Raw genomic sequence first — 16,454 nt, forward strand, 5'->3', positions numbered from 1 at the left:
GTCATCGCGGCGGATGACAGGATCTGGCCTGTCGCTGCGGCGAGGACCGCATCGGCCCGTCATTCCGGCGAAGGCCGGAATCCAGCGACTGCGCCCATGAGAGCCGCGGGACTGGATTGCGGGTCGAGCCCGCAATGACAGCGGCAGGGCGCACACGCCCCCACCCGAGCCGCGGGACTGGATGGCGGGTCGCGCCCGCCATGACAGGCAAGAGTCAGGGCACGGCCGCCGGCAGCGCCATGCCCTTGCGCTCCATCACGGCGCGCACCCGGTCGGGGTAGTCGGAGATGATGCCGTCCACGCCCATGTCGACCAGGCGGGCGATGTCGGCCTCCTCGTTCACGGTCCACGGGATCACCTGCAGGCCCAGGCCCTGGCCCTGCCGGACCAGGTCGGGCGTGAGCGCCTGGAAGTTCGGCGACCAGGTCGTGCCGCCCGCGGCCTTGACCATCGCCGGCACGCTGCCGTGCTGCGCCAGGGTGAAGCCGGCGCTGGCGACGGGCGAGTCGAAGGTCGCGCCGCGCTGCGACTGCGACGTCAGGTACACGGTGCGGATGCGGGGCGCCACCCTGCGCAGCACCTGCAGCGTGCGCCAGTCGAAGCTCTGGATCATCACCCGGTCTTCCATGCCGGCGGCGCGCACCGCCTGCAGCAGCGCCTGCACGAAGGGCTCGGGCTCGAGCGTGTTGGCCGGGTTGCGCGGGTCCAGCTTGGTCTCGATGTCGAACTGCACCCGGTCGGCGCCCAGGCGTCGGGCCAGCTCGAACACGGACGCCAGCGTCGGGATGCGCGTGCCGTCCATCGCCTGCTGCTGCGGGAACGACTTGGCGTAGGCGCTGTCCGGCCGCAGCCGCCCGACGTCGAACGCCTGCAGCTGGGCATGCGTCAGTTGCCGGATCGGCACCGGCGCCGTGATCCACTGGCCGTCGGGCCCGCGCGCCAGGTCGGGGTTGAGCACGGGATCGTGCGAGAGCACGACCACGCCGTCGGCGGTGACGGCCGCGTCCATCTCCAGCGTCGTCACGCCCAGCCGCAGCGCGTGCTCGAACGCGGGCAGCGTGTTCTCGGGCCGCAGCCCGCGCGTGCCGCGGTGGCCCTGCAGGTCGAAGGCGTGGGCGGAGAGCGCCGCCGCGGCAAGGAGCAGGGCGCAGAGGCGGGAGAGCATCGGGCGGTCCGGGGTGGTGGGGACCGGCGCATCATAAGGACGGGCTGCCGCCGTCGCGCAGGCGACGCGCTTGGGGCTTTTCCCGTGCCGCGCGCGCGGGCGAGCCGCTAGGCTGGGGCGTCTTTCGTGGAGACCCCTTCCTTGGACCGCCCCCACCACCGCTTCTGGCCCAAGCGCCTGCCCCATGCCCTCACGCCCCCGCAGACCTCGCTGTGGGACAACCTCGCCATCAGTGCCCGCCGCTATCCGGACAAGACGGCGCTGGTGTTCTTCGGCCGCGAACTGAGCTACCGGCAGCTCGTGCAGCAGGCCGAGCGGCTCGCCGCGCGGCTGCATGCGATGGGGGTGCGCAAGGGCGACCGCGTGATGCTGGACATGCAGAACTGTCCGCAGCTCATCATCGCGCACTTCGCGATCCTGCGCGCCAATGCGGTGGTCGTGCCGGTGAACCCGATGAACCGGGCCGAGGAGCTCAAGCACTACATCACCGACCCGGACGCGCGGGTCGCCATCTGCACCGGCGACGTCGCCGCCGAGGTGGCCAAGGCCGATGCGCAACTGCCGCCGCAGCAGCGCCTCGCCCACCTGGTCGTCACGCAGTACACCGATGCCTTCGATGCCGGCCAGCAGGGCGACCAGGCACCGCCCGAGACCTGGCGCGACTGGCTGCTGGCCCGCCACCCGCTGCCCGCGCTGGCGTCGGGCCAGGTGATGGACTGGGACACGGCGCTCGACAACGACCTGCCGGTGCCGGACCTGCAGGTGGGCATCGCCGACCTGGCGGTGCTGCCCTACACCAGCGGCACCACCGGGCTGCCCAAGGGCTGCATGCATCCGCACCGCAGCCTGATGCACAACGCCGTCGCCAGCGCCGTCTGGGGCAACGGCACGGTCGAGAACGTCACGCTGCTGGTGGTGCCGATGTTCCACATCACGGGCATGGTCAGCGTGATGCATTCGAGCATCTATGTCGGTGCCACCGTCGTGCTGATGCCGCGCTGGGACCGCGAGCTGGCCGGCCGCCTGATCTCGCGCTGGAAGGTCACCACCTGGACCAACATTCCGACCATGGTGATCGACCTGATGGGCAGCCCCAACTTCGAGCACTACGACCTGTCCAGCCTGGGCCACATCGGCGGCGGCGGCGCCGCGATGCCGCAGGCGGTGGCGCAGCGGCTGCTCGACCAGTTCGGCCTGCGCTACGTGGAAGGCTACGGCCTGACGGAGACGGCGGCCCCGTCGCACACCAACCCGCCCGATGCCCCCAAGCAGCAATGCCTGGGCATCCCCTTCATGAGCTGCGATGCGCGCGTGGTCGATCCCGAGACGCTGCGCGAGCTGCCGCCCGGCGAGCAGGGCGAGATCGTCATCCATGGCCCGATGGTGTTCGACGGCTACTGGAAGCGCCCGGAGGCGACCGCCGCCGCCTTCATCGAGTTCGAGGGCAAGCGCTTCTTCCGCTCGGGCGACCTCGGCCGCATGGACGAGGACGGCTACTTCTTCCTCACCGACCGCCTGAAGCGGATGATCAACGCGTCGGGCTTCAAGGTCTGGCCGGCCGAGGTGGAGGCGCTGATGTTCCGCCACCCCGCGATCCAGGAGGCCTGCATCATCTCGGCCAAGGACGCCTACCGCGGCGAGACGGTCAAGGCCGTCGTCGTCCTGCGGCCCGGCCACAAGGGGCAGGTGACCGAGCAGCAGATCATCGACTGGTGCCGCGAGAACATGGCCGTCTACAAGGTGCCGCGCATCGTGCAGTTCGTCGACGCGCTGCCCAAGAGCGGCAGCGGCAAGGTGATGTGGCGCAGCCTGCAGGAGGCCGAAGCCGCCCGGTAGCGCGGCAGCGAGAGGCGCGCCTTTCCTGCCTGGTCACTGGCTCCAGCCCTACGGCCCGGCCGTGCGGCCGCGCCGATCATGGCGGCCATGCTTCACCGTCCACCAGCCCCGGTCCCGAGCGCATGAGCGGCGACATGCTCGACTGCCTGATCGTCGGCGGGGGGCCGGCGGGCCTCACCGCCGGCGTGTACCTGGCCCGCTACCGGCGCAACGTCCTGCTCGTCGACGCGGGGGAAAGCAGGCTGACGTGGATCCCGCGCTCGCGCAACGTGCCGGCGTTCCCCGACGGCATCCCCGGGCCCGACCTGCTCGTGCGCCTGCGCGAGCACGCGGGCCGCTACCGCGTGCCGATGCGCCAGGCGCGCGTCGAGCGCCTGGCTGGCGAGGACGGCGGCTTCGAGGCCGAAGTCGACGGGCGAGTGCTGCGCGCGCGCAAGGTGCTGCTGGCCACCGGCGCCCGCGACGTGGTGCCCGAGCTGCCCGGCATGGACGATGGCCTGGCGGCGGGCAACGTGCGCTACTGCCCCGTGTGCGACGGCTTCGAGACGCAGCGGCGGCGCGTGGCCGTGCTGGGCAAGGAGGTCCATGGCCTGCGCGAAGCCCTCTTCGTCGCCGGGTTCGACAACCAGGTCACGTGGCTGTCGCTGGGCACCCAGGAGCTGGTGCCGGCCGGGCAGCTGGCCGAGCTGCGCGAGCGCGGCGTGCTGGTGGCCGACCAGCGGCCGCTGCACATCCGCTGCGTGCCGGGCGAGGGCGTCGAGGTCGAGATGGTCGACGGCCGGCGGCTGGTGTTCGACGTGCTCTATCCGGCGCTCGGACTGACGCATGCGTCCGGCCTGGCGACCGCGCTCGGTGCGCAAGCCGAGGAGGACGGCCAGCTCGCCGTCGACGACCACCTGCAGACGACGGTGCCGGGGCTCTATGCCGCCGGTGACGTGGCGGCGGGGCTGAACCAGATCGCCGTGGCCTACGGGCACGCGGCGATCGCCGCGACGGCGATCCACAACGCGCTGTGACGGCGCCGTTCGGGCGCAGGCGGGTGCGGGTGGCGGTTGGCCCTCGGTGTCATGGACTCGCCGTGCCTGGTGCAATAGGCAGCGTCGGTTGGGCCCCGGGGGTACGCGGCAGGCGGCGCCTGGCAGGGCCTCATCCCTCCGCCGCGCACGGACGCAGCCGGTACGATCGCCCCAAGGAGACGACGCCCCCATGAAGATCCAGCAGGTCACCCCGTTCATCCTCCATGTGCCGGTCACGGGATCGCAGATCGCGGACAGCACGCACACGATCACGCACTGGGGCGTGGTCGGTGCGCGCATCGACACCGAGGACGGCCTGTCGGGGTACGGGTTCACCGGCACCCACGCGCACCTGCCGGGCGACCAGCTCATCGCGCGCTGCATCGCCGATTGCCATGCGCCATTGCTGGTGGGCGAGGACGCCCATGATGTGCAGCGCCTGTGGACGCGGCTGGCGCGCAACCCGGCGCTGCAGTGGATCGGCCGGGCCGGCATCACGACGCTGTCGCAGGCGGCGATCGACGTCGCGCTCTGGGACCTGAAGGCCAAGCGGGCCGGCGTGCCGCTGTGGAAGCTGCTGGGCGGGCAGGTGCGCGAGAAGGTGCGTGCGTACAACACCGACATCGGCTGGCTGAGCATCCCCGACGAGCAACTCGTCGACGGCGCGCGGCGCGCCGTGCAGCAGGGCTTCTCGGGCATCAAGATCAAGGTGGGCTCCACGGTCGAGCGCGACCTGCGGCGGCTGCAGGCCGTGCGGCAGGCGATCGGGCCGGACGTCACGCTGGCCGTCGACGGCAACGGCAAGTGGGACCTGGCGACCTGCCTGCGTTTTTGCCGCGGGGCCGAGCCGTTCGACGTCTACTGGTTCGAGGAGCCGCTGTGGTACGACGACGTGAAGGGCCATGCGCAGCTGGCCCGCGCCACCACGATTCCGGTGGCGCTGGGCGAGCAGCTCTACACCCAGGACGCGTTCGCCGAGTTCTTCCACCAGCAAGCCATCCACTGGGTCCAGCCGGACGTCACGCGCATGGGCGGGCTGACCGAGGTGCTGCGCGTGTGCGAGACGGCGCATGCGTACCGCCTGCCGGTCGCTCCGCATGCGGGGGACATGAGCCAGGTCCACGTGCACCTGAGCTACGCGCATCCGGCCTGCGCGGTGCTCGAGTACATCCCGTGGATCAAGGAGTGCTTCACCGAGCCGGCCGAGGTCGTCGACGGGTTCTTCCGGCTGCCGCAGCTGCCGGGCGCCGGCACGACCCCGACGCCGCAGGCCATCGAGCGCTTCGGCCGCCCGGTGGCCTGAGATGGAACGCCCCGCTCCCGACACCCCACCGCCGCAAGGCTGGCGCCGGCGCCTGTACCGCGTCATCTGGGAATCGGACACGCCGGCCGGCCGCCTGTTCGACCAGGTGGTGGTGGCCGCCATCCTGGTCAGCGTGGCCGTGGTGCTGGCCGACAGCGTGCGCAGCTGGCACGACCGCTGGGCCGGCGTGTTCACGACCGCCGAGTGGGGCTTCACGCTGCTGTTCACGATCGAATACGTGGCGCGCCTGGCCAGCGTGCGCCGGCCGTTGCAGTACGCGGTCAGCTTCTTCGGCGTCGTCGACCTGTTGGCCGTGCTGCCCACCTACCTGGCGCTGTTCGTGCCCGAGCTGCACGCGCTGATCGACGTGCGCATCCTGCGGTTGCTGCGGATCTTCCGGATCCTGCGCCTGACCGCCTACGTGGCCGAATACCAGGTGATGGGCGAGGCGCTGTGGGCAAGCCGGCGCAAGATCCTGGTGTTCCTGGCCGCGGTGCTGATGATCGACCTGGTCGTGGGCACGGTCATGTATGTCGTGGAGGGGCCGGAGAACGGCTTCCACGACATCCCGACCTCCGTCTACTGGGCCATCACGACCATGACCACGGTGGGCTTCGGCGACATCACGCCGAAAACCGACCTGGGCCGCTTCATCGCCTCGGCCATGATGCTGGTGGGCTGGGGCACGCTGGCGGTGCCCACGGGCATCGTGACCGCGGAGATGACGATCCGCCGGCACATGCGCGTCCCCACCGTGCCGCGCGCGTGCACGGAATGCGGCGCCGCGGGCTATGGGCCCGAGGCGAACTACTGCCAGCAGTGCGGCCGGCCCCTGCCACCGGTGGCCTGAGGCCGCGCCGCCTGCCGCGCGAAGGCGTCAGCCGACCATGCGGTGCCACCAGCCGCCGTACTCGTCGTCGGTCGCCAGCACCCACACCGTGAGCACGACCGCCGCCAGGCCGGTGAACAGTGCCACCTGCACCGCCAGCATGGTGCTGGAGAAGCCCAGGATCCACGGCGACGCCATCAGCGCGACGCCCACCGCTGCCCCGAACCACTCTTCCCACGCCTGCGGCAGCAGGATCGCCCCGACCGCCGTCGCCAGCAGCAACACACCCGCCACGACGAGCGTGGCCATCGCGATCCGCGGCTGCTGCAGGCCGAGGATCCAGGGAGACAGAATCAGCCAGGCGCCCAGCAAACCGTTGACCGGGTCCTGCCAGTGCTTCCACCGCTTCATACCGAACTCCTTCCCGCCCGAGGGACGGTACTGGCTTGGAGTTGCCTGGAGCGTGGGCGTTCACCCCGACCGTGCACGAAGCCGCGCTCGCACTCAGCCGTCCGCGGGCGCTGGTTCGATGTCGGCCACCACCCGCGCGTAGCGCTGACGGCTCCAGTAGGCCGATGCCCAGTCGATCAGCACCACGATGCGGTTGCGAAAGCCGATCAGGAACCAGATGTGCGCGAACAGCCAGAACAGCCAGGCCGGATAGCCGCTGAACTTCAGGTGGCCGACGGGCGTGGTGAGGTCGACGACGGCGGCATGGCGCCCGATGGTCGCCAGGTTGCCGTAGTCGCGGTAGCGGAAGGGCTCGGTGGCTTCGCCGGCCAGCCGGTGCAGCAGGTTGGCGGCGGCCAGCCGGCCCATCTGCTTGGCGGCGGGCGACACGCCCGGCACCGGCGCGGGCGCCCGGCCCGGGACGTGGCTCGACGCCGCCGCGAGGTCGCCCACGACGCTGATCTCGGGATGGCCCGGCAGCGACAGGTCCGCCGCGACGACCAGGCGTCCGGCGCGATCGACCTCGGCGCCCGTGGCCTGGGCGAGCTGCCGGCCCAGCGGTGAGGCCGCGACGCCGGCGGCCCAGACGACGCAGCGGCTGGCGATTCGGTAGGGCGCGCCCTCGGCGGGTTGCACTTGCAGGCCGTGGGCGTCGATGGTCGTCACGCGCGCGCCGGCCCGCACCTCGACACCCAGCTTGCGCAGCTGGCGCGCCGCGCGCTCGCTCAGGTCCTCGGGCATGGACTGCAGCACGCGCGGGCTGCCCTCGACCAGCAGCACCTTGGCGCTCGCCGGATCGATGCGGCGGAATTCGCCGGGCAGGGTCTGGCGCGCGATCTCGGCCAGCGTGCCGGCCATCTCCACGCCCGTCGGGCCGCCGCCGATCACCACGAAGGTGAGCCAGGCGGCGCGCCGCTCGGGATCGGCCTCCTTCTCGGCGGTCTCGAAGGCGAGCAGCACGCGACGCCGGATCTCGAACGCGTCGTCCAGCGTCTTGAGCCCCGGCGCGAACGGCGCCCACTCGTCGTGGCCGAAGTAGCTGTGGGTGGCGCCCGCCGCGACGACCAGGTGGTCGTAGGGCAGGGCGCCGCCGTCGGTCAGGCGCACCACGCGCGCGGCCGCATCGATGCCCGCCACCTCGCCCAGCAACGTGGTCACGTTGGCCTGCTTGCGGAACAGGTAGCGCACCGGCGCGGCGATCGCGGGTGCCGACAGGCCCGCGGTGGCGACCTGGTACAGCAGCGGCTGGAACAGGTGGTGGTTGGTGCGGTCGACCAAGGTGATGTCCACCGGCGCGTCGCGCAGCGCCCGGGTGGCCTCGAGTCCGCCGAAGCCGCAGCCGATGACCACCACGCGCGGGCGCCGTGGCGGGGCGGGGGAAGCCAGGGTCATGCATGGATTATCGGCAACCCCACTTCGCGCCGGCGCCGCTTGTGCGAAGCTCGCCCCATGCCGTCTCCGTTACGACTTTCCGTGCTCGACCAGTCGGTCGCCCGCGCGGGCCGGCCGCAGGACGAATCGATCCGCGACACCGTCCGCCTCGCCGAGCGCTGCGAGGCGCTGGGCTACCACCGCTTCTGGCTCAGCGAGCACCATGCGCTGCCCACCCTGGTGGGGACCGCGCCCGAGGTGCTCATGGCCGCCGTCGCCGCGCGCACGCAGCGCATCCGCATCGGCAGCGCCGGCGTCATGCTGCCGCACTACGCGCCGTTCAAGGTCGCCGAGCAGTTCCGGGTGCTGGACGCGCTGGCCCCCGGCCGCATCGACCTGGGCGTGGGCCGCGCGCCGGGCAGCGACCAGCGCACGGCGCGGCTGCTCAACCCCAACCTGCGCTCGGCGGACGACTTCCCGCAGCAGGTGCTCGAGCTCAAGGCCTGGGTGAGCGGCGAGGACCTGCCGCCCGGCCACCCCGGCCACGGCGTCAGCGCGCTGCCGGTCGCGGCCACGGCGCCGCAGCTGTGGATGCTGGGCAGCTCCGGCTATGGTGCGCAGCTGGCGGGCCATTTCGGCATGCCCTACGCGTTCGCCCACTTCATCACCGACGGCGAGGGATGCGAGGGCGCGCTCGACCTCTACCGCTCGACCTTCCGTCCCGGCTGGATCGGGCAGCCGCAGGCGACCGTCTGCCTGTCGGTGCTGGCGGCCGAGACCGAGGAGGAGGCCTGGCACCAGTTCAAGAGCCGCGAGCGCGCCCGCATCGACCGGCGCACCGGCCGCTTCGGCCCGCTGCTGCCGCCGGAGCAGGCGCCGCGCGAGTACTCGCCCGCCGAGCAGGCCGAGGCGCAGCTGCTGCGCGAGCGTGCCATCGTCGGCAGCGCCGCGCAGGTGCGCGACCGGCTGCTCGGGCTGGCGCAGCGCTGGAAGGTCGACGAGCTCGTGCTGGTCACCTGGTCCTGGGACCCGGCGGCGCAGCGCCGCTCCTACGAACTGCTGGCCGGCGCCTTCGGGCTCGGCTGACGACGTCACCGCACAACCACCACGAGGAGACCGCCATGTTCCCCACCGCGATCGCCGGCAGCCTGCCCAAGCCGTCCTGGCTGGCCGAGACCCACAAGCTCTGGCCGCAGTGGAAGCAGCAGGGCGATGCGCTGCGCGAGGCCAAGGGCGATGCCACGCTGCTGTGGATCAAGGCGCAGGAGGACGCGGGCCTGGACATCGTGGGCGACGGCGAGCAGGCCCGGCAGCACTTCGTGCACGGCTTCCTCGAACAGGTCGAGGGCATCGACTTCGAGCACAAGGTGAAGATGGGCATCCGCGACAACCGCTACGACGCGATGGTCCCGCAGGTGGTGGCGCCGCTGCGGCTGAAGGGGCGGGTGCATGCCTTCGAGGCGCGCCTGGCGCGCGCCCACACCAAGCACAAGCTGAAGTTCACGCTGCCGGGGCCGATGACCATCGTCGACACGGTGGCCGACCGCCACTACGGCGACCGCGTGCAGCTGGCGATGGCCTTCGCCGAGCTGCTGAACCAGGAGGCGCTGGCGCTGCAGGCCGACGGCGTCGACGTGATCCAGTTCGACGAGCCGGCGTTCAACGTCTACATGAAGGACGCCGCCGCCTGGGGCGTGCGGGCCCTGGAGCGTGCGGCGCAGGGCCTGACCTGCACGACCGCCGTGCACATCTGCTACGGCTACGGCATCGAGGCCAACAACCGCTGGAAGCAGTCGCTCGGCGAGGAGTGGCGCCAGTACGAACTGGTGTTCCCCGCGCTGGCCGCCAGTTCGATCCGGCAGGTCAGCCTGGAGTGCTACCACTCGCACGTGCCGCCGGAGCTGATGAAGCTGCTGGCCGGCAAGGACGTCATGGTGGGCGTGATCGACGTCGCCAGCGACGAGATCGAGACGCCCGAGCAGGTGGCCGACACCATCGGCCGCGCGCTGCAGTTCGTCGCCCGCGAGCGCCTGATCCCCTGCACGAACTGCGGGCTGGCGCCGATGGACCGCGACATCGCGCTGCGCAAGCTCGAGGCGCTCGCCCAGGGCGCCGCGCTGGCGCGCCAGCGCTACGGACAAGGAGCGACGGCATGACGCAAGGCCACGACCACCCCCACGGCGATCACGACCACGGAGAGCCGCGCTGGAAGCACGACGGCGTGCGCGTCGTGCCCGGCAACCAGCTCGACCCGAACGTGCCGTCCACGCCCGGCATGGACCGCAAGGCGGCGATCAACTTTGCGCGCGTGGGCGCGCAGAAGCTGTGGGCCGGGACGGTGACGATCCACCCCGACGCCAAGACGGGCGCGCACCACCACGGCCACCTGGAAAGCGTGATCTACGTCGTCAAGGGCCGCGCGCGCATGCGCTGGGGCGACCACCTGGAATTCACGGCCGAGGCCGGCCCGGGCGACTTCATCTACGTGCCGCCGTACGTGCCGCACCAGGAGATCAATGCCAGCCCGACCGAGGTGCTGGAGTGCGTGCTGTGCCGCAGCGACGGCCAGGCCGTCGCCGTCAACCTGGACATCGAGCCGGTCGAGAAGCCCGAGCAGGTGCTGTGGGTCGATCCCACGCATCCGCACGGCGGCGTCTAGCGTTCAGGTCCCTTCCGGATAGGTCTCCGGGATCTCGGCTTCGGCCGGCTGGGGCGCGTCGGGCAGTGGTTCCAGGGCGCGCGTGCGGTCCAGGTGCACGATCGCATCGAACTGCGCGCCGATGCGGGCGGTGAAGTAGTGGCTCTGCCGCTCCGTGCGGGGCAGGTAGATCACGCCGATGGCGCGCTCGAGCAGCGGCTCGTCCAGCAGCTCGCGCAGGGCCGGGTCGGCATGCGGCTGCAGCACGAAGTCGCCCAGGCCGGTGGCATGGAACAGCGCTTCCCAACTGCCCGCCAGGCCCGGTACCACCTCCTTGAGCTGCGCGGGCTGGTCCCAGTCGGACGCCGCGCGCACCGTGCCGTCGTAGGTGGTGAACCCGACCAGGAACGTCTCCTGCGGCCAGCGCTTGCGCATCAGCTCGCCGACGTTCCATTCGCCCTGGTCGGCCATGCCTGTGGCGCGCGCGTCGCCCAGGTGCGAGTTGTGCGCCCACACGGCCATGCGCGGCGGGCTGCCGGTGCGCTCCTGCAGGTGGGCACTGAGTGCCTGCAGCGTGTCGGTCATGTGCAGGTCGCGCAGGTTCCAGGACGAGGCGCGGCCGCGGAACATGCTGCGGTAGTACTGCTCGGCATTGCGGATCAGCCGGGCGTTCTGCTGCGCATGGAACAGCGCGTCGGGGTCGCCGTCCTGCGCGGGTGGGCGCGACCGCATCAGCTCGGTGAGCTGCGCCACCACGCCGTCCTCGCAGCTCACGCCGGTGCCGAACCCGGCGGCGTAGCCGTACGCCTGCAGGTTCTGCTGGAAGTGGTCGAAGCAGGCGTAGCGCAGCCGGGCGCGCCGCGCGGCTTCCGGGTCGGCCCGGTCGAGGTACTCGAGCACCGCATGGACTGAGCCGAACAGGCTGTACAGGTCCATGCCGTACACGCCGGCCTGCTCCCAGGGCGGCAGGCCGTGGTTGAACTCGCGCAGCCAGGCGATGAAGTCGCGCACGACCGTGTTGCGCCACATCCAGGTCGGGAACCGCACGAAGCCGGCCAGTGCCTCCTCGGCCGTGCCGCCCGCCAGCCCCCGCACCCAGCGGTTGATCCGCCAGGCGTCGGGCCAGTCGCCCTCGATCACGACGGCGCGGCAGCGATGGTGCTCGATCAGCGACTGCGTGATGCGGGCGCGGAAGGCGTAGAACTCGTGCGTGCCGTGGCTCGCCTCGCCCAGCAGGGCGATCCGGCGCGTGGCCACCGCGTCGAGCAGGATGCGATCGGGTTCGCGCCCCGCCACCGGGCGCGCATGGCGCCGCACGTCGTCCAGCAGCCGGGGAGAGGGGCCGTGATCCATGCGGCGGTCGCAGCAAGCGCCGTGCCGCGGCGCCTGATGTCGGCCCGGTCCTACGGCGCGGCGCGCCGCGCGGCGCCGCCTCCTTCGGCTTGTCCTACAAGCGCGACGGCCGGGCTTGGCTACAACCGGCTTTCTCATCAGGAGGCCCCATGCTGCTGCAGCGCTGGATACCCGTCGACGCGACCGTGCACGCGAGCCCCGCGCTCGTGCGCCGCTTGCAGGCGGCGCTGGTCGTGCTCGTGGTGCTGGTGACCCTGGCGGGCACCTTGTCCATCACGCTCTCGCCGGCGGTGGCGCCATGAAGCCGTGGCTCGCGGCCCTGGGCCTGGCGCTCGCGACCGCGGCGGCCGCCAAGCAGCCGCCGGTGGCCAAGCTGGCGGGGGCGCACGGTGTTCCCAAGCCCGGTTCGTACGGACGCGTCGAGGTGCGCGGCCGCGTGCCGCCCCTCGTCTCGGCGCAGCCGACGGTGGTGGAGTGGCAGGCCGCCGAGGACCGCAAGCCGCCGGTCTACCTGTACGTGCCACCGGGCCAGGTGCGGCGCTGGAGCCAGCACTGCGCGAAGTGGAGTGCCTGCGACCGGCCGGTGTACTTCGTGCGGGTGGACGACAGTCCGAGCCGCCTGGGCGCGTGGAAGCAGCGTCGCCTGGCCGGCGGCGAGGCCGGCCTGCAGGCCGCCAACCGCTTCGGCTTCACCGACTGAGGGCTTCCGCCTGCGCGACCTGCAACACCAGCTTGCCGAAGTTCCCGCCCGTGAAGAGCCGGTTGAGCGCCTCGGGGAAGTGCTCGAGGCCCTGCACGACGTCCTCGCGGCTCTTCATGCGCCCGTCCTTCAGGTAGCCGGCCAGCTCGGCCACGGCCTGCGGGAAGCGGTCCACGTAGTCGAACACCACCATGCCCTGCATGCGCGCGCGGTGGACCAGCAGCGAGAGGTAGTTGCGCGGCCCCTGCACGGGCGTCGTGTTGTTGTACTGGCTGATCGCGCCACAGATCACGATGCGCGCGTGCATCGCCAGCCGCGCCAGCACCTCGTCCAGGATGTCGCCGCCCACGTTGTCGAAGTAGACGTCCACGCCCTTGGGGCAGTGCTCCTTCAGGCCCGCGCGCACGTTGCCGGCCTTGTAGTCGATGCAGGCGTCGAAGCCGAGTTCGCTCACGACCCAGTCGCACTTGGCGCGGCCGCCGGCGATGCCCACCACGCGGCAGCCCTTGATCTTGGCGAGCTGGCCCACCGTCTGGCCCACCGCGCCGGCCGCGCCGGACACGACGACCGTGTCGCCGGGCCGGGGCTGGCCGACGTCGAGCAGGCCGAAGTACGCCGTCATGCCCGGCATCCCCAGCACGTTGAGCCATTGGGTGATGCTGCCCAGGCGCGGGTCGATGCGCACCAGCCCCGCTCGGCGCGCGCCTTCGGCGTCGAAGGCCGCGTACGCCTGGACGCCCAGCGCGCCCGAGACCAGCGTGCCTTCGGGCAGGCCGGCGTGCGAGGACGCCAGCACCCGGCCGACGCCGCCCGCGCGCATCACCTCGCCGATGCCCACCGGCGCGATGTAGCTCTTGCCTTCATTCATCCAGCCGCGCATGGCCGGGTCCAGCGACAGCGCGAGCGTCTGCACGAGCAGCCCGCCCGCGGGTGGCGGCTGCACGGGCTCGGCGGTCTGCTGCCAGTCCTCGCGCGTGGGCAGGCCCACCGGGCGGCGCGCGAGCCGGAACTGTGTGTTGGTGAGTTGGGCGAGGTCGGTCATGGCGGTCTCCTGGTCGCACCGATCGTAGGCGCGCCGGCGGCCGCGCGCCGTTGCGCGCGCGACAGTGCCCCGCGTCCCACCCGTCCCGCGCCTGCATGCTGTAATGGCCGGCGGCGGCAACGCGACCCAGCCTCGTAGGAACTCTTCCATGTCCAGCCAGCCATCCCTCCTCGCCCGGCATGCCGCCGGCCTGCGCGGCGCGATCGCCGATCGCTTCGCGGCCGTGCGCGCCCACAGCCTGCGCCTGGCGTCCACCCTGACCGCCGAGGACCAGTGCATCCAGTCGATGCCCGATGCCAGCCCGACGAAGTGGCACCTGGCCCACACCAGCTGGTTCTTCGAGGCCGTGGTGCTCGGCCCGCATGCGGCGCGCTACCACCCCTTCCATCCCGCGTTCGCGCACCTCTTCAACTCGTACTACGAGTCGCTGGGCCCGCGCCACCCGCGGCCGCAGCGCGGGCTGCTGACTCGTCCTTCGCTGGACGACGTGCATGCCTACCGCGCGCATGTCGACGCCGCCATGCAGGAGTTCATCGCCTGCGCGCCGGATCACGCCTGGTCAGCGGCCGGCCCGCTGGTCGAGCTGGGGATGCAGCACGAGCAGCAGCACCAGGAACTCATCGCCACCGACATCGTCCATGCGCTGTCGTGCAACCCGCTGCTGCCGGCCTGGCAGCCGCAGGAAGGGGCCACGCTGCGGCTGGCGAGCAGCGTCGCGCCGTTGCGCTGGCTGGCGCATCCGGGCGGCGCGGTGGAGGTCGGCCACGCGGGTGAGGGGTTCGCCTTCGACAACGAGACGCCGCGCCACCGCGTGTGGCTGCAGCCGTTCGAGCTGGCCGACCGGCTCGTGACCTGCGGCGAGTACCTGCGCTTCATGGAGGACGGCGGCTATGCCCGCGCCTCGCTGTGGCTGTCCGACGGCTGGGCCGCCGTGCAGTCGAACGGCTGGACGGCACCGTCCTGCTGGCTGGCCCCGGGCGACCCGCGCGCGCCGTCGGCCGGGTGGCAGGTGTTCGGTCCGCACGGCGTGCGGCCGCTCGACCCGGCCGCGCCGGTGGGCTCGCTGAGCTTCTATGAGGCGGCCGCCTATGCCGAGTGGGCCGGCGCGCGGCTGCCGACCGAGTTCGAATGGGAGGCGATGGCGGCGGCGCCCGGCATCGCCCAGGCGACCGGCCACGTGTGGCAGTGGACGCGCTCCTCGTACGACCCCTATCCGGGGTTCCGCCCGCACGCCGGATCGGTGGGCGAATACAACGGCAAGTTCATGGTGGGGCAGGTGGTGCTGCGCGGCGGCAGTGCCTTCACGCCGCCCGGCCACGCCCGGCCCACCTACCGCAACTTCTTTCCGCCGGCGGCCCGCTGGCAGCTGTCGGGGCTGCGGCTGGCCCGGGGGGTGGCATGCTGAGCATCGCCCAAACGACCCAGCGCGCCGTCGATGCGGCGCTGCAGGCGCAGGCCTCGCCGTTCCTGGCCGACCTGCAGCGCGCGCTGGCGGCGCCCCCGCATTCGATCTCGCCGAAGTATTTCTACGACGAGGAAGGCTCGCGCCTGTTCGATCGCATCTGCGACCTGCCCGAGTACTACCCGACCCGCACCGAGCGCGCCATCCTCACCGAGTTCGCCGGCGAGATCGCGGCCGAGGTCGGCGCGGGGGGCGACCTGGTCGAATTCGGCGCCGGCTCGTGCAGCAAGGTGCGGCTGCTGCTGCCGGCCCTGCGGCCGCGGCGGTTCGTGCCCATCGACATCTCCGCGGCGCACCTGGAGCAGGCGGCCGCGTCGCTCGAGCGCGACCACCCCGGCCTGCTGGTCCTGCCTGTCGCGGCCGACTACACGGCGGGCGTGCATCTGCCACCGCCGCTGGCCGGCGCGCGCCGCATCGGCTTCTTCCCCGGCTCGACGATCGGCAACTTCACGCCCGCGGAGGCGCTGCAGTTCCTGCGCGGCGCGGCGCGCCTGCTGCGCGGCGGGGGCCTGCTGCTCGGCGCCGACCTGGTGAAGGACCCGGGCGTGCTGCATGCCGCCTACAACGACGCCCAGGGCGTGACGGCGGCGTTCAACCTGAACCTGCTGGCGCGCGCCAACCGCGAACTGGGCGCGAACTTCGTGCTCGAGCGGTTCTGGCACAGTGCGTTCTACAACGCGGGCGAGCAGCGCATCGAGATGCACCTGGTGAGCCGCGAACGCCAGGACATCGAGCTGGGGGGCGACACCTTCCGGCTCGAGCCGGGGCAGTCGCTGCACACCGAGAATTCGCACAAGTTCAGCATCGAGGGCCTGCGGCGGCTCGCCGCGCAGGCGGGCTTCCGGCCGGGCCGGGTGTGGACCGATCCGGATCGCCTGTTCAGCGTGCACTGGCTGCACGCGCCCGACTGAAGACAAGGAGCGAAGGGCAATGAAGGCCACCTGGAACGGAGCGGTGATCGCGCAGAGCGATGACACGGTGCTCGTGGAAGGCAACCACTACTTCCCCGAGGACTCGCTCGACCGCAAGTACGTGAGTTTCTCCAACCACCGGACCACCTGTCCGTGGAAGGGGCAGGCGAGCTACTACTCGCTGCTCGTCGACGGCGAGCTGAACGCCGACGCCGCGTGGTACTACCCGGACCCCAAGCCCGAGGCCGAGATGGTGCGCGGCCGGGTGGCGTTCTGGAAGGGCGTCAAGGTCGAGCCCTGAAGGGCGGCTGCCCCGTCGTCTGCGGGGCCGGTTTTCGCCATCGCTCGAGCCGAGAGTTGTCATTGCGGGCTCGACCC

The 16,454-nt window shown here is 72.0% G+C and carries 17 protein-coding genes; 12 read left to right on the forward strand and 5 right to left on the reverse strand.

All coding sequences use genetic code 11. From position 1 onward, the window contains the following. Positions 1-214 precede the first annotated feature (214 nt). Positions 215-1,165: a glycerophosphodiester phosphodiesterase gene (locus AC3ANR_RS07715; RefSeq protein WP_488291297.1), complete on the reverse strand. Its 951-nt coding sequence runs from the start codon at positions 1,163-1,165 to the stop codon at positions 215-217. Positions 1,166-1,306: 141 nt separating this feature from the next. Between AC3ANR_RS07715 and AC3ANR_RS07720 the strand changes: the two genes are divergently transcribed. The 4 genes from AC3ANR_RS07720 to AC3ANR_RS07735 all read left to right on the forward strand — a co-directional run bounded on the left by AC3ANR_RS07720 (position 1,307) and on the right by AC3ANR_RS07735 (position 6,170). Further along, positions 1,307-3,001, forward strand: a complete 1,695-nt coding sequence (locus AC3ANR_RS07720) for a long-chain fatty acid--CoA ligase (protein WP_488291298.1) — start codon at positions 1,307-1,309, stop codon at positions 2,999-3,001. Positions 3,002-3,135: 134 nt separating this feature from the next. Next, on the forward strand, positions 3,136-4,017 hold the full coding sequence (locus AC3ANR_RS07725) for an NAD(P)/FAD-dependent oxidoreductase (protein WP_488291299.1): 882 nt from the start codon (positions 3,136-3,138) through the stop codon (positions 4,015-4,017). Positions 4,018-4,207: 190 nt separating this feature from the next. Continuing rightward, positions 4,208-5,320, forward strand: a complete 1,113-nt coding sequence (locus AC3ANR_RS07730; RefSeq protein WP_488291300.1) for a mandelate racemase/muconate lactonizing enzyme family protein — start codon at positions 4,208-4,210, stop codon at positions 5,318-5,320. A 1-nt stretch (position 5,321) separates the two neighbouring features. Next, a complete protein-coding gene (locus tag AC3ANR_RS07735; protein ID WP_488291301.1) occupies positions 5,322-6,170 on the forward strand; it encodes an ion transporter in 849 nt (282 codons plus the stop codon). A gap of 27 nt (positions 6,171-6,197) precedes the next feature. Here AC3ANR_RS07735 and AC3ANR_RS07740 read toward each other — a convergent pair whose 3' ends face one another. Both AC3ANR_RS07740 and AC3ANR_RS07745 read right to left on the reverse strand, forming a co-directional pair. Then, on the reverse strand, positions 6,198-6,560 hold the full coding sequence (locus tag AC3ANR_RS07740; RefSeq protein WP_488291302.1) for an SPW repeat protein: 363 nt from the start codon (positions 6,558-6,560) through the stop codon (positions 6,198-6,200). A 93-nt stretch (positions 6,561-6,653) separates the two neighbouring features. After that, entirely contained in the window at positions 6,654-7,991 is a 1,338-nt protein-coding gene (locus AC3ANR_RS07745) for an NAD(P)/FAD-dependent oxidoreductase (RefSeq protein WP_488291303.1), read from the reverse strand. A gap of 57 nt (positions 7,992-8,048) precedes the next feature. On the opposite strand from AC3ANR_RS07745, the gene AC3ANR_RS07750 reads away from it, so the two are divergent. The 3 genes from AC3ANR_RS07750 to AC3ANR_RS07760 are packed head-to-tail and all read left to right on the forward strand — an operon-like array spanning position 8,049 to position 10,629. Continuing rightward, entirely contained in the window at positions 8,049-9,056 is a 1,008-nt protein-coding gene (locus AC3ANR_RS07750; RefSeq protein ID WP_488291304.1) for an LLM class flavin-dependent oxidoreductase, read from the forward strand. A gap of 35 nt (positions 9,057-9,091) precedes the next feature. Further along, positions 9,092-10,126, forward strand: coding sequence for a methionine synthase (locus tag AC3ANR_RS07755; protein WP_488291305.1), 1,035 nt, complete (start codon positions 9,092-9,094; stop codon positions 10,124-10,126). Beyond that, positions 10,123-10,629 (forward strand): cupin domain-containing protein, encoded by a 507-nt coding sequence (locus AC3ANR_RS07760; RefSeq protein WP_488291306.1) that lies wholly within the window; start codon positions 10,123-10,125, stop codon positions 10,627-10,629. The genes AC3ANR_RS07755 and AC3ANR_RS07760 overlap by 4 nt, the downstream gene beginning before the upstream one ends. Positions 10,630-10,632: 3 nt before the next feature. On the opposite strand, the gene AC3ANR_RS07765 is transcribed toward AC3ANR_RS07760, so the two are convergent. Further along, entirely contained in the window at positions 10,633-11,961 is a 1,329-nt protein-coding gene (locus AC3ANR_RS07765; RefSeq protein WP_488291307.1) for an erythromycin esterase family protein, read from the reverse strand. Between the two features lie 149 nt (positions 11,962-12,110). Between AC3ANR_RS07765 and AC3ANR_RS07770 the strand changes: the two genes are divergently transcribed. Next, positions 12,111-12,263: a hypothetical protein gene (locus AC3ANR_RS07770; protein ID WP_488291308.1), complete on the forward strand. Its 153-nt coding sequence runs from the start codon at positions 12,111-12,113 to the stop codon at positions 12,261-12,263. Beyond that, positions 12,260-12,661: a hypothetical protein gene (locus tag AC3ANR_RS07775; protein WP_488291309.1), complete on the forward strand. Its 402-nt coding sequence runs from the start codon at positions 12,260-12,262 to the stop codon at positions 12,659-12,661. Before AC3ANR_RS07770 ends, AC3ANR_RS07775 begins: the two co-directional genes overlap by 4 nt. Here the strand turns inward: AC3ANR_RS07775 and AC3ANR_RS07780 are convergent. Further along, positions 12,651-13,703: an NADP-dependent oxidoreductase gene (locus tag AC3ANR_RS07780; RefSeq protein ID WP_488291310.1), complete on the reverse strand. Its 1,053-nt coding sequence runs from the start codon at positions 13,701-13,703 to the stop codon at positions 12,651-12,653. The genes AC3ANR_RS07775 and AC3ANR_RS07780 overlap by 11 nt on opposite strands. A gap of 148 nt (positions 13,704-13,851) precedes the next feature. Between AC3ANR_RS07780 and egtB the strand changes: the two genes are divergently transcribed. The 3 genes from egtB to AC3ANR_RS07795 are packed head-to-tail and all read left to right on the forward strand — an operon-like array spanning position 13,852 to position 16,377. Continuing rightward, positions 13,852-15,108, forward strand: coding sequence for an ergothioneine biosynthesis protein EgtB (gene egtB / locus AC3ANR_RS07785; RefSeq protein WP_488291311.1), 1,257 nt, complete (start codon positions 13,852-13,854; stop codon positions 15,106-15,108). Continuing rightward, positions 15,102-16,076, forward strand: coding sequence for an L-histidine N(alpha)-methyltransferase (gene egtD, locus AC3ANR_RS07790; RefSeq protein ID WP_488291312.1), 975 nt, complete (start codon positions 15,102-15,104; stop codon positions 16,074-16,076). The genes egtB and egtD overlap by 7 nt, the downstream gene beginning before the upstream one ends. 19 nt (positions 16,077-16,095) lie before the next feature. Next, positions 16,096-16,377, forward strand: coding sequence for a DUF427 domain-containing protein (locus AC3ANR_RS07795; RefSeq protein WP_488291313.1), 282 nt, complete (start codon positions 16,096-16,098; stop codon positions 16,375-16,377). The last annotated feature ends 77 nt before the right edge of the window (positions 16,378-16,454 follow it).

This window comes from Ramlibacter sp. JJN2-2R (genome assembly GCF_057747835.1).

Excerpts from the sequence above, each read along its gene's own strand:
- AC3ANR_RS07730 (WP_488291300.1), top strand. The coding sequence starts at position 4,208 with ATGAAGATCCAGCAGGTCACCCCGTTCATCCTCCATGTGCCGGTCACG.
- egtD (WP_488291312.1), top strand. The coding sequence starts at position 15,102 with ATGCTGAGCATCGCCCAAACGACCCAGCGCGCCGTCGATGCGGCGCTG.
- AC3ANR_RS07795 (WP_488291313.1), top strand. The coding sequence starts at position 16,096 with ATGAAGGCCACCTGGAACGGAGCGGTGATCGCGCAGAGCGATGACACG.
- AC3ANR_RS07735 (WP_488291301.1), top strand. The coding sequence starts at position 5,322 with ATGGAACGCCCCGCTCCCGACACCCCACCGCCGCAAGGCTGGCGCCGG.
- egtB (WP_488291311.1), top strand. The coding sequence starts at position 13,852 with ATGTCCAGCCAGCCATCCCTCCTCGCCCGGCATGCCGCCGGCCTGCGC.
- AC3ANR_RS07715 (WP_488291297.1), bottom strand. The coding sequence starts at position 1,165 with ATGCTCTCCCGCCTCTGCGCCCTGCTCCTTGCCGCGGCGGCGCTCTCC.
- AC3ANR_RS07745 (WP_488291303.1), bottom strand. The coding sequence starts at position 7,991 with ATGACCCTGGCTTCCCCCGCCCCGCCACGGCGCCCGCGCGTGGTGGTC.
- AC3ANR_RS07760 (WP_488291306.1), top strand. The coding sequence starts at position 10,123 with ATGACGCAAGGCCACGACCACCCCCACGGCGATCACGACCACGGAGAG.
- AC3ANR_RS07765 (WP_488291307.1), bottom strand. The coding sequence starts at position 11,961 with ATGGATCACGGCCCCTCTCCCCGGCTGCTGGACGACGTGCGGCGCCAT.
- AC3ANR_RS07750 (WP_488291304.1), top strand. The coding sequence starts at position 8,049 with ATGCCGTCTCCGTTACGACTTTCCGTGCTCGACCAGTCGGTCGCCCGC.
- AC3ANR_RS07775 (WP_488291309.1), top strand. The coding sequence starts at position 12,260 with ATGAAGCCGTGGCTCGCGGCCCTGGGCCTGGCGCTCGCGACCGCGGCG.
- AC3ANR_RS07770 (WP_488291308.1), top strand. The coding sequence starts at position 12,111 with ATGCTGCTGCAGCGCTGGATACCCGTCGACGCGACCGTGCACGCGAGC.
- AC3ANR_RS07755 (WP_488291305.1), top strand. The coding sequence starts at position 9,092 with ATGTTCCCCACCGCGATCGCCGGCAGCCTGCCCAAGCCGTCCTGGCTG.
- AC3ANR_RS07725 (WP_488291299.1), top strand. The coding sequence starts at position 3,136 with ATGCTCGACTGCCTGATCGTCGGCGGGGGGCCGGCGGGCCTCACCGCC.
- AC3ANR_RS07780 (WP_488291310.1), bottom strand. The coding sequence starts at position 13,703 with ATGACCGACCTCGCCCAACTCACCAACACACAGTTCCGGCTCGCGCGC.
- AC3ANR_RS07740 (WP_488291302.1), bottom strand. The coding sequence starts at position 6,560 with ATGAAGCGGTGGAAGCACTGGCAGGACCCGGTCAACGGTTTGCTGGGC.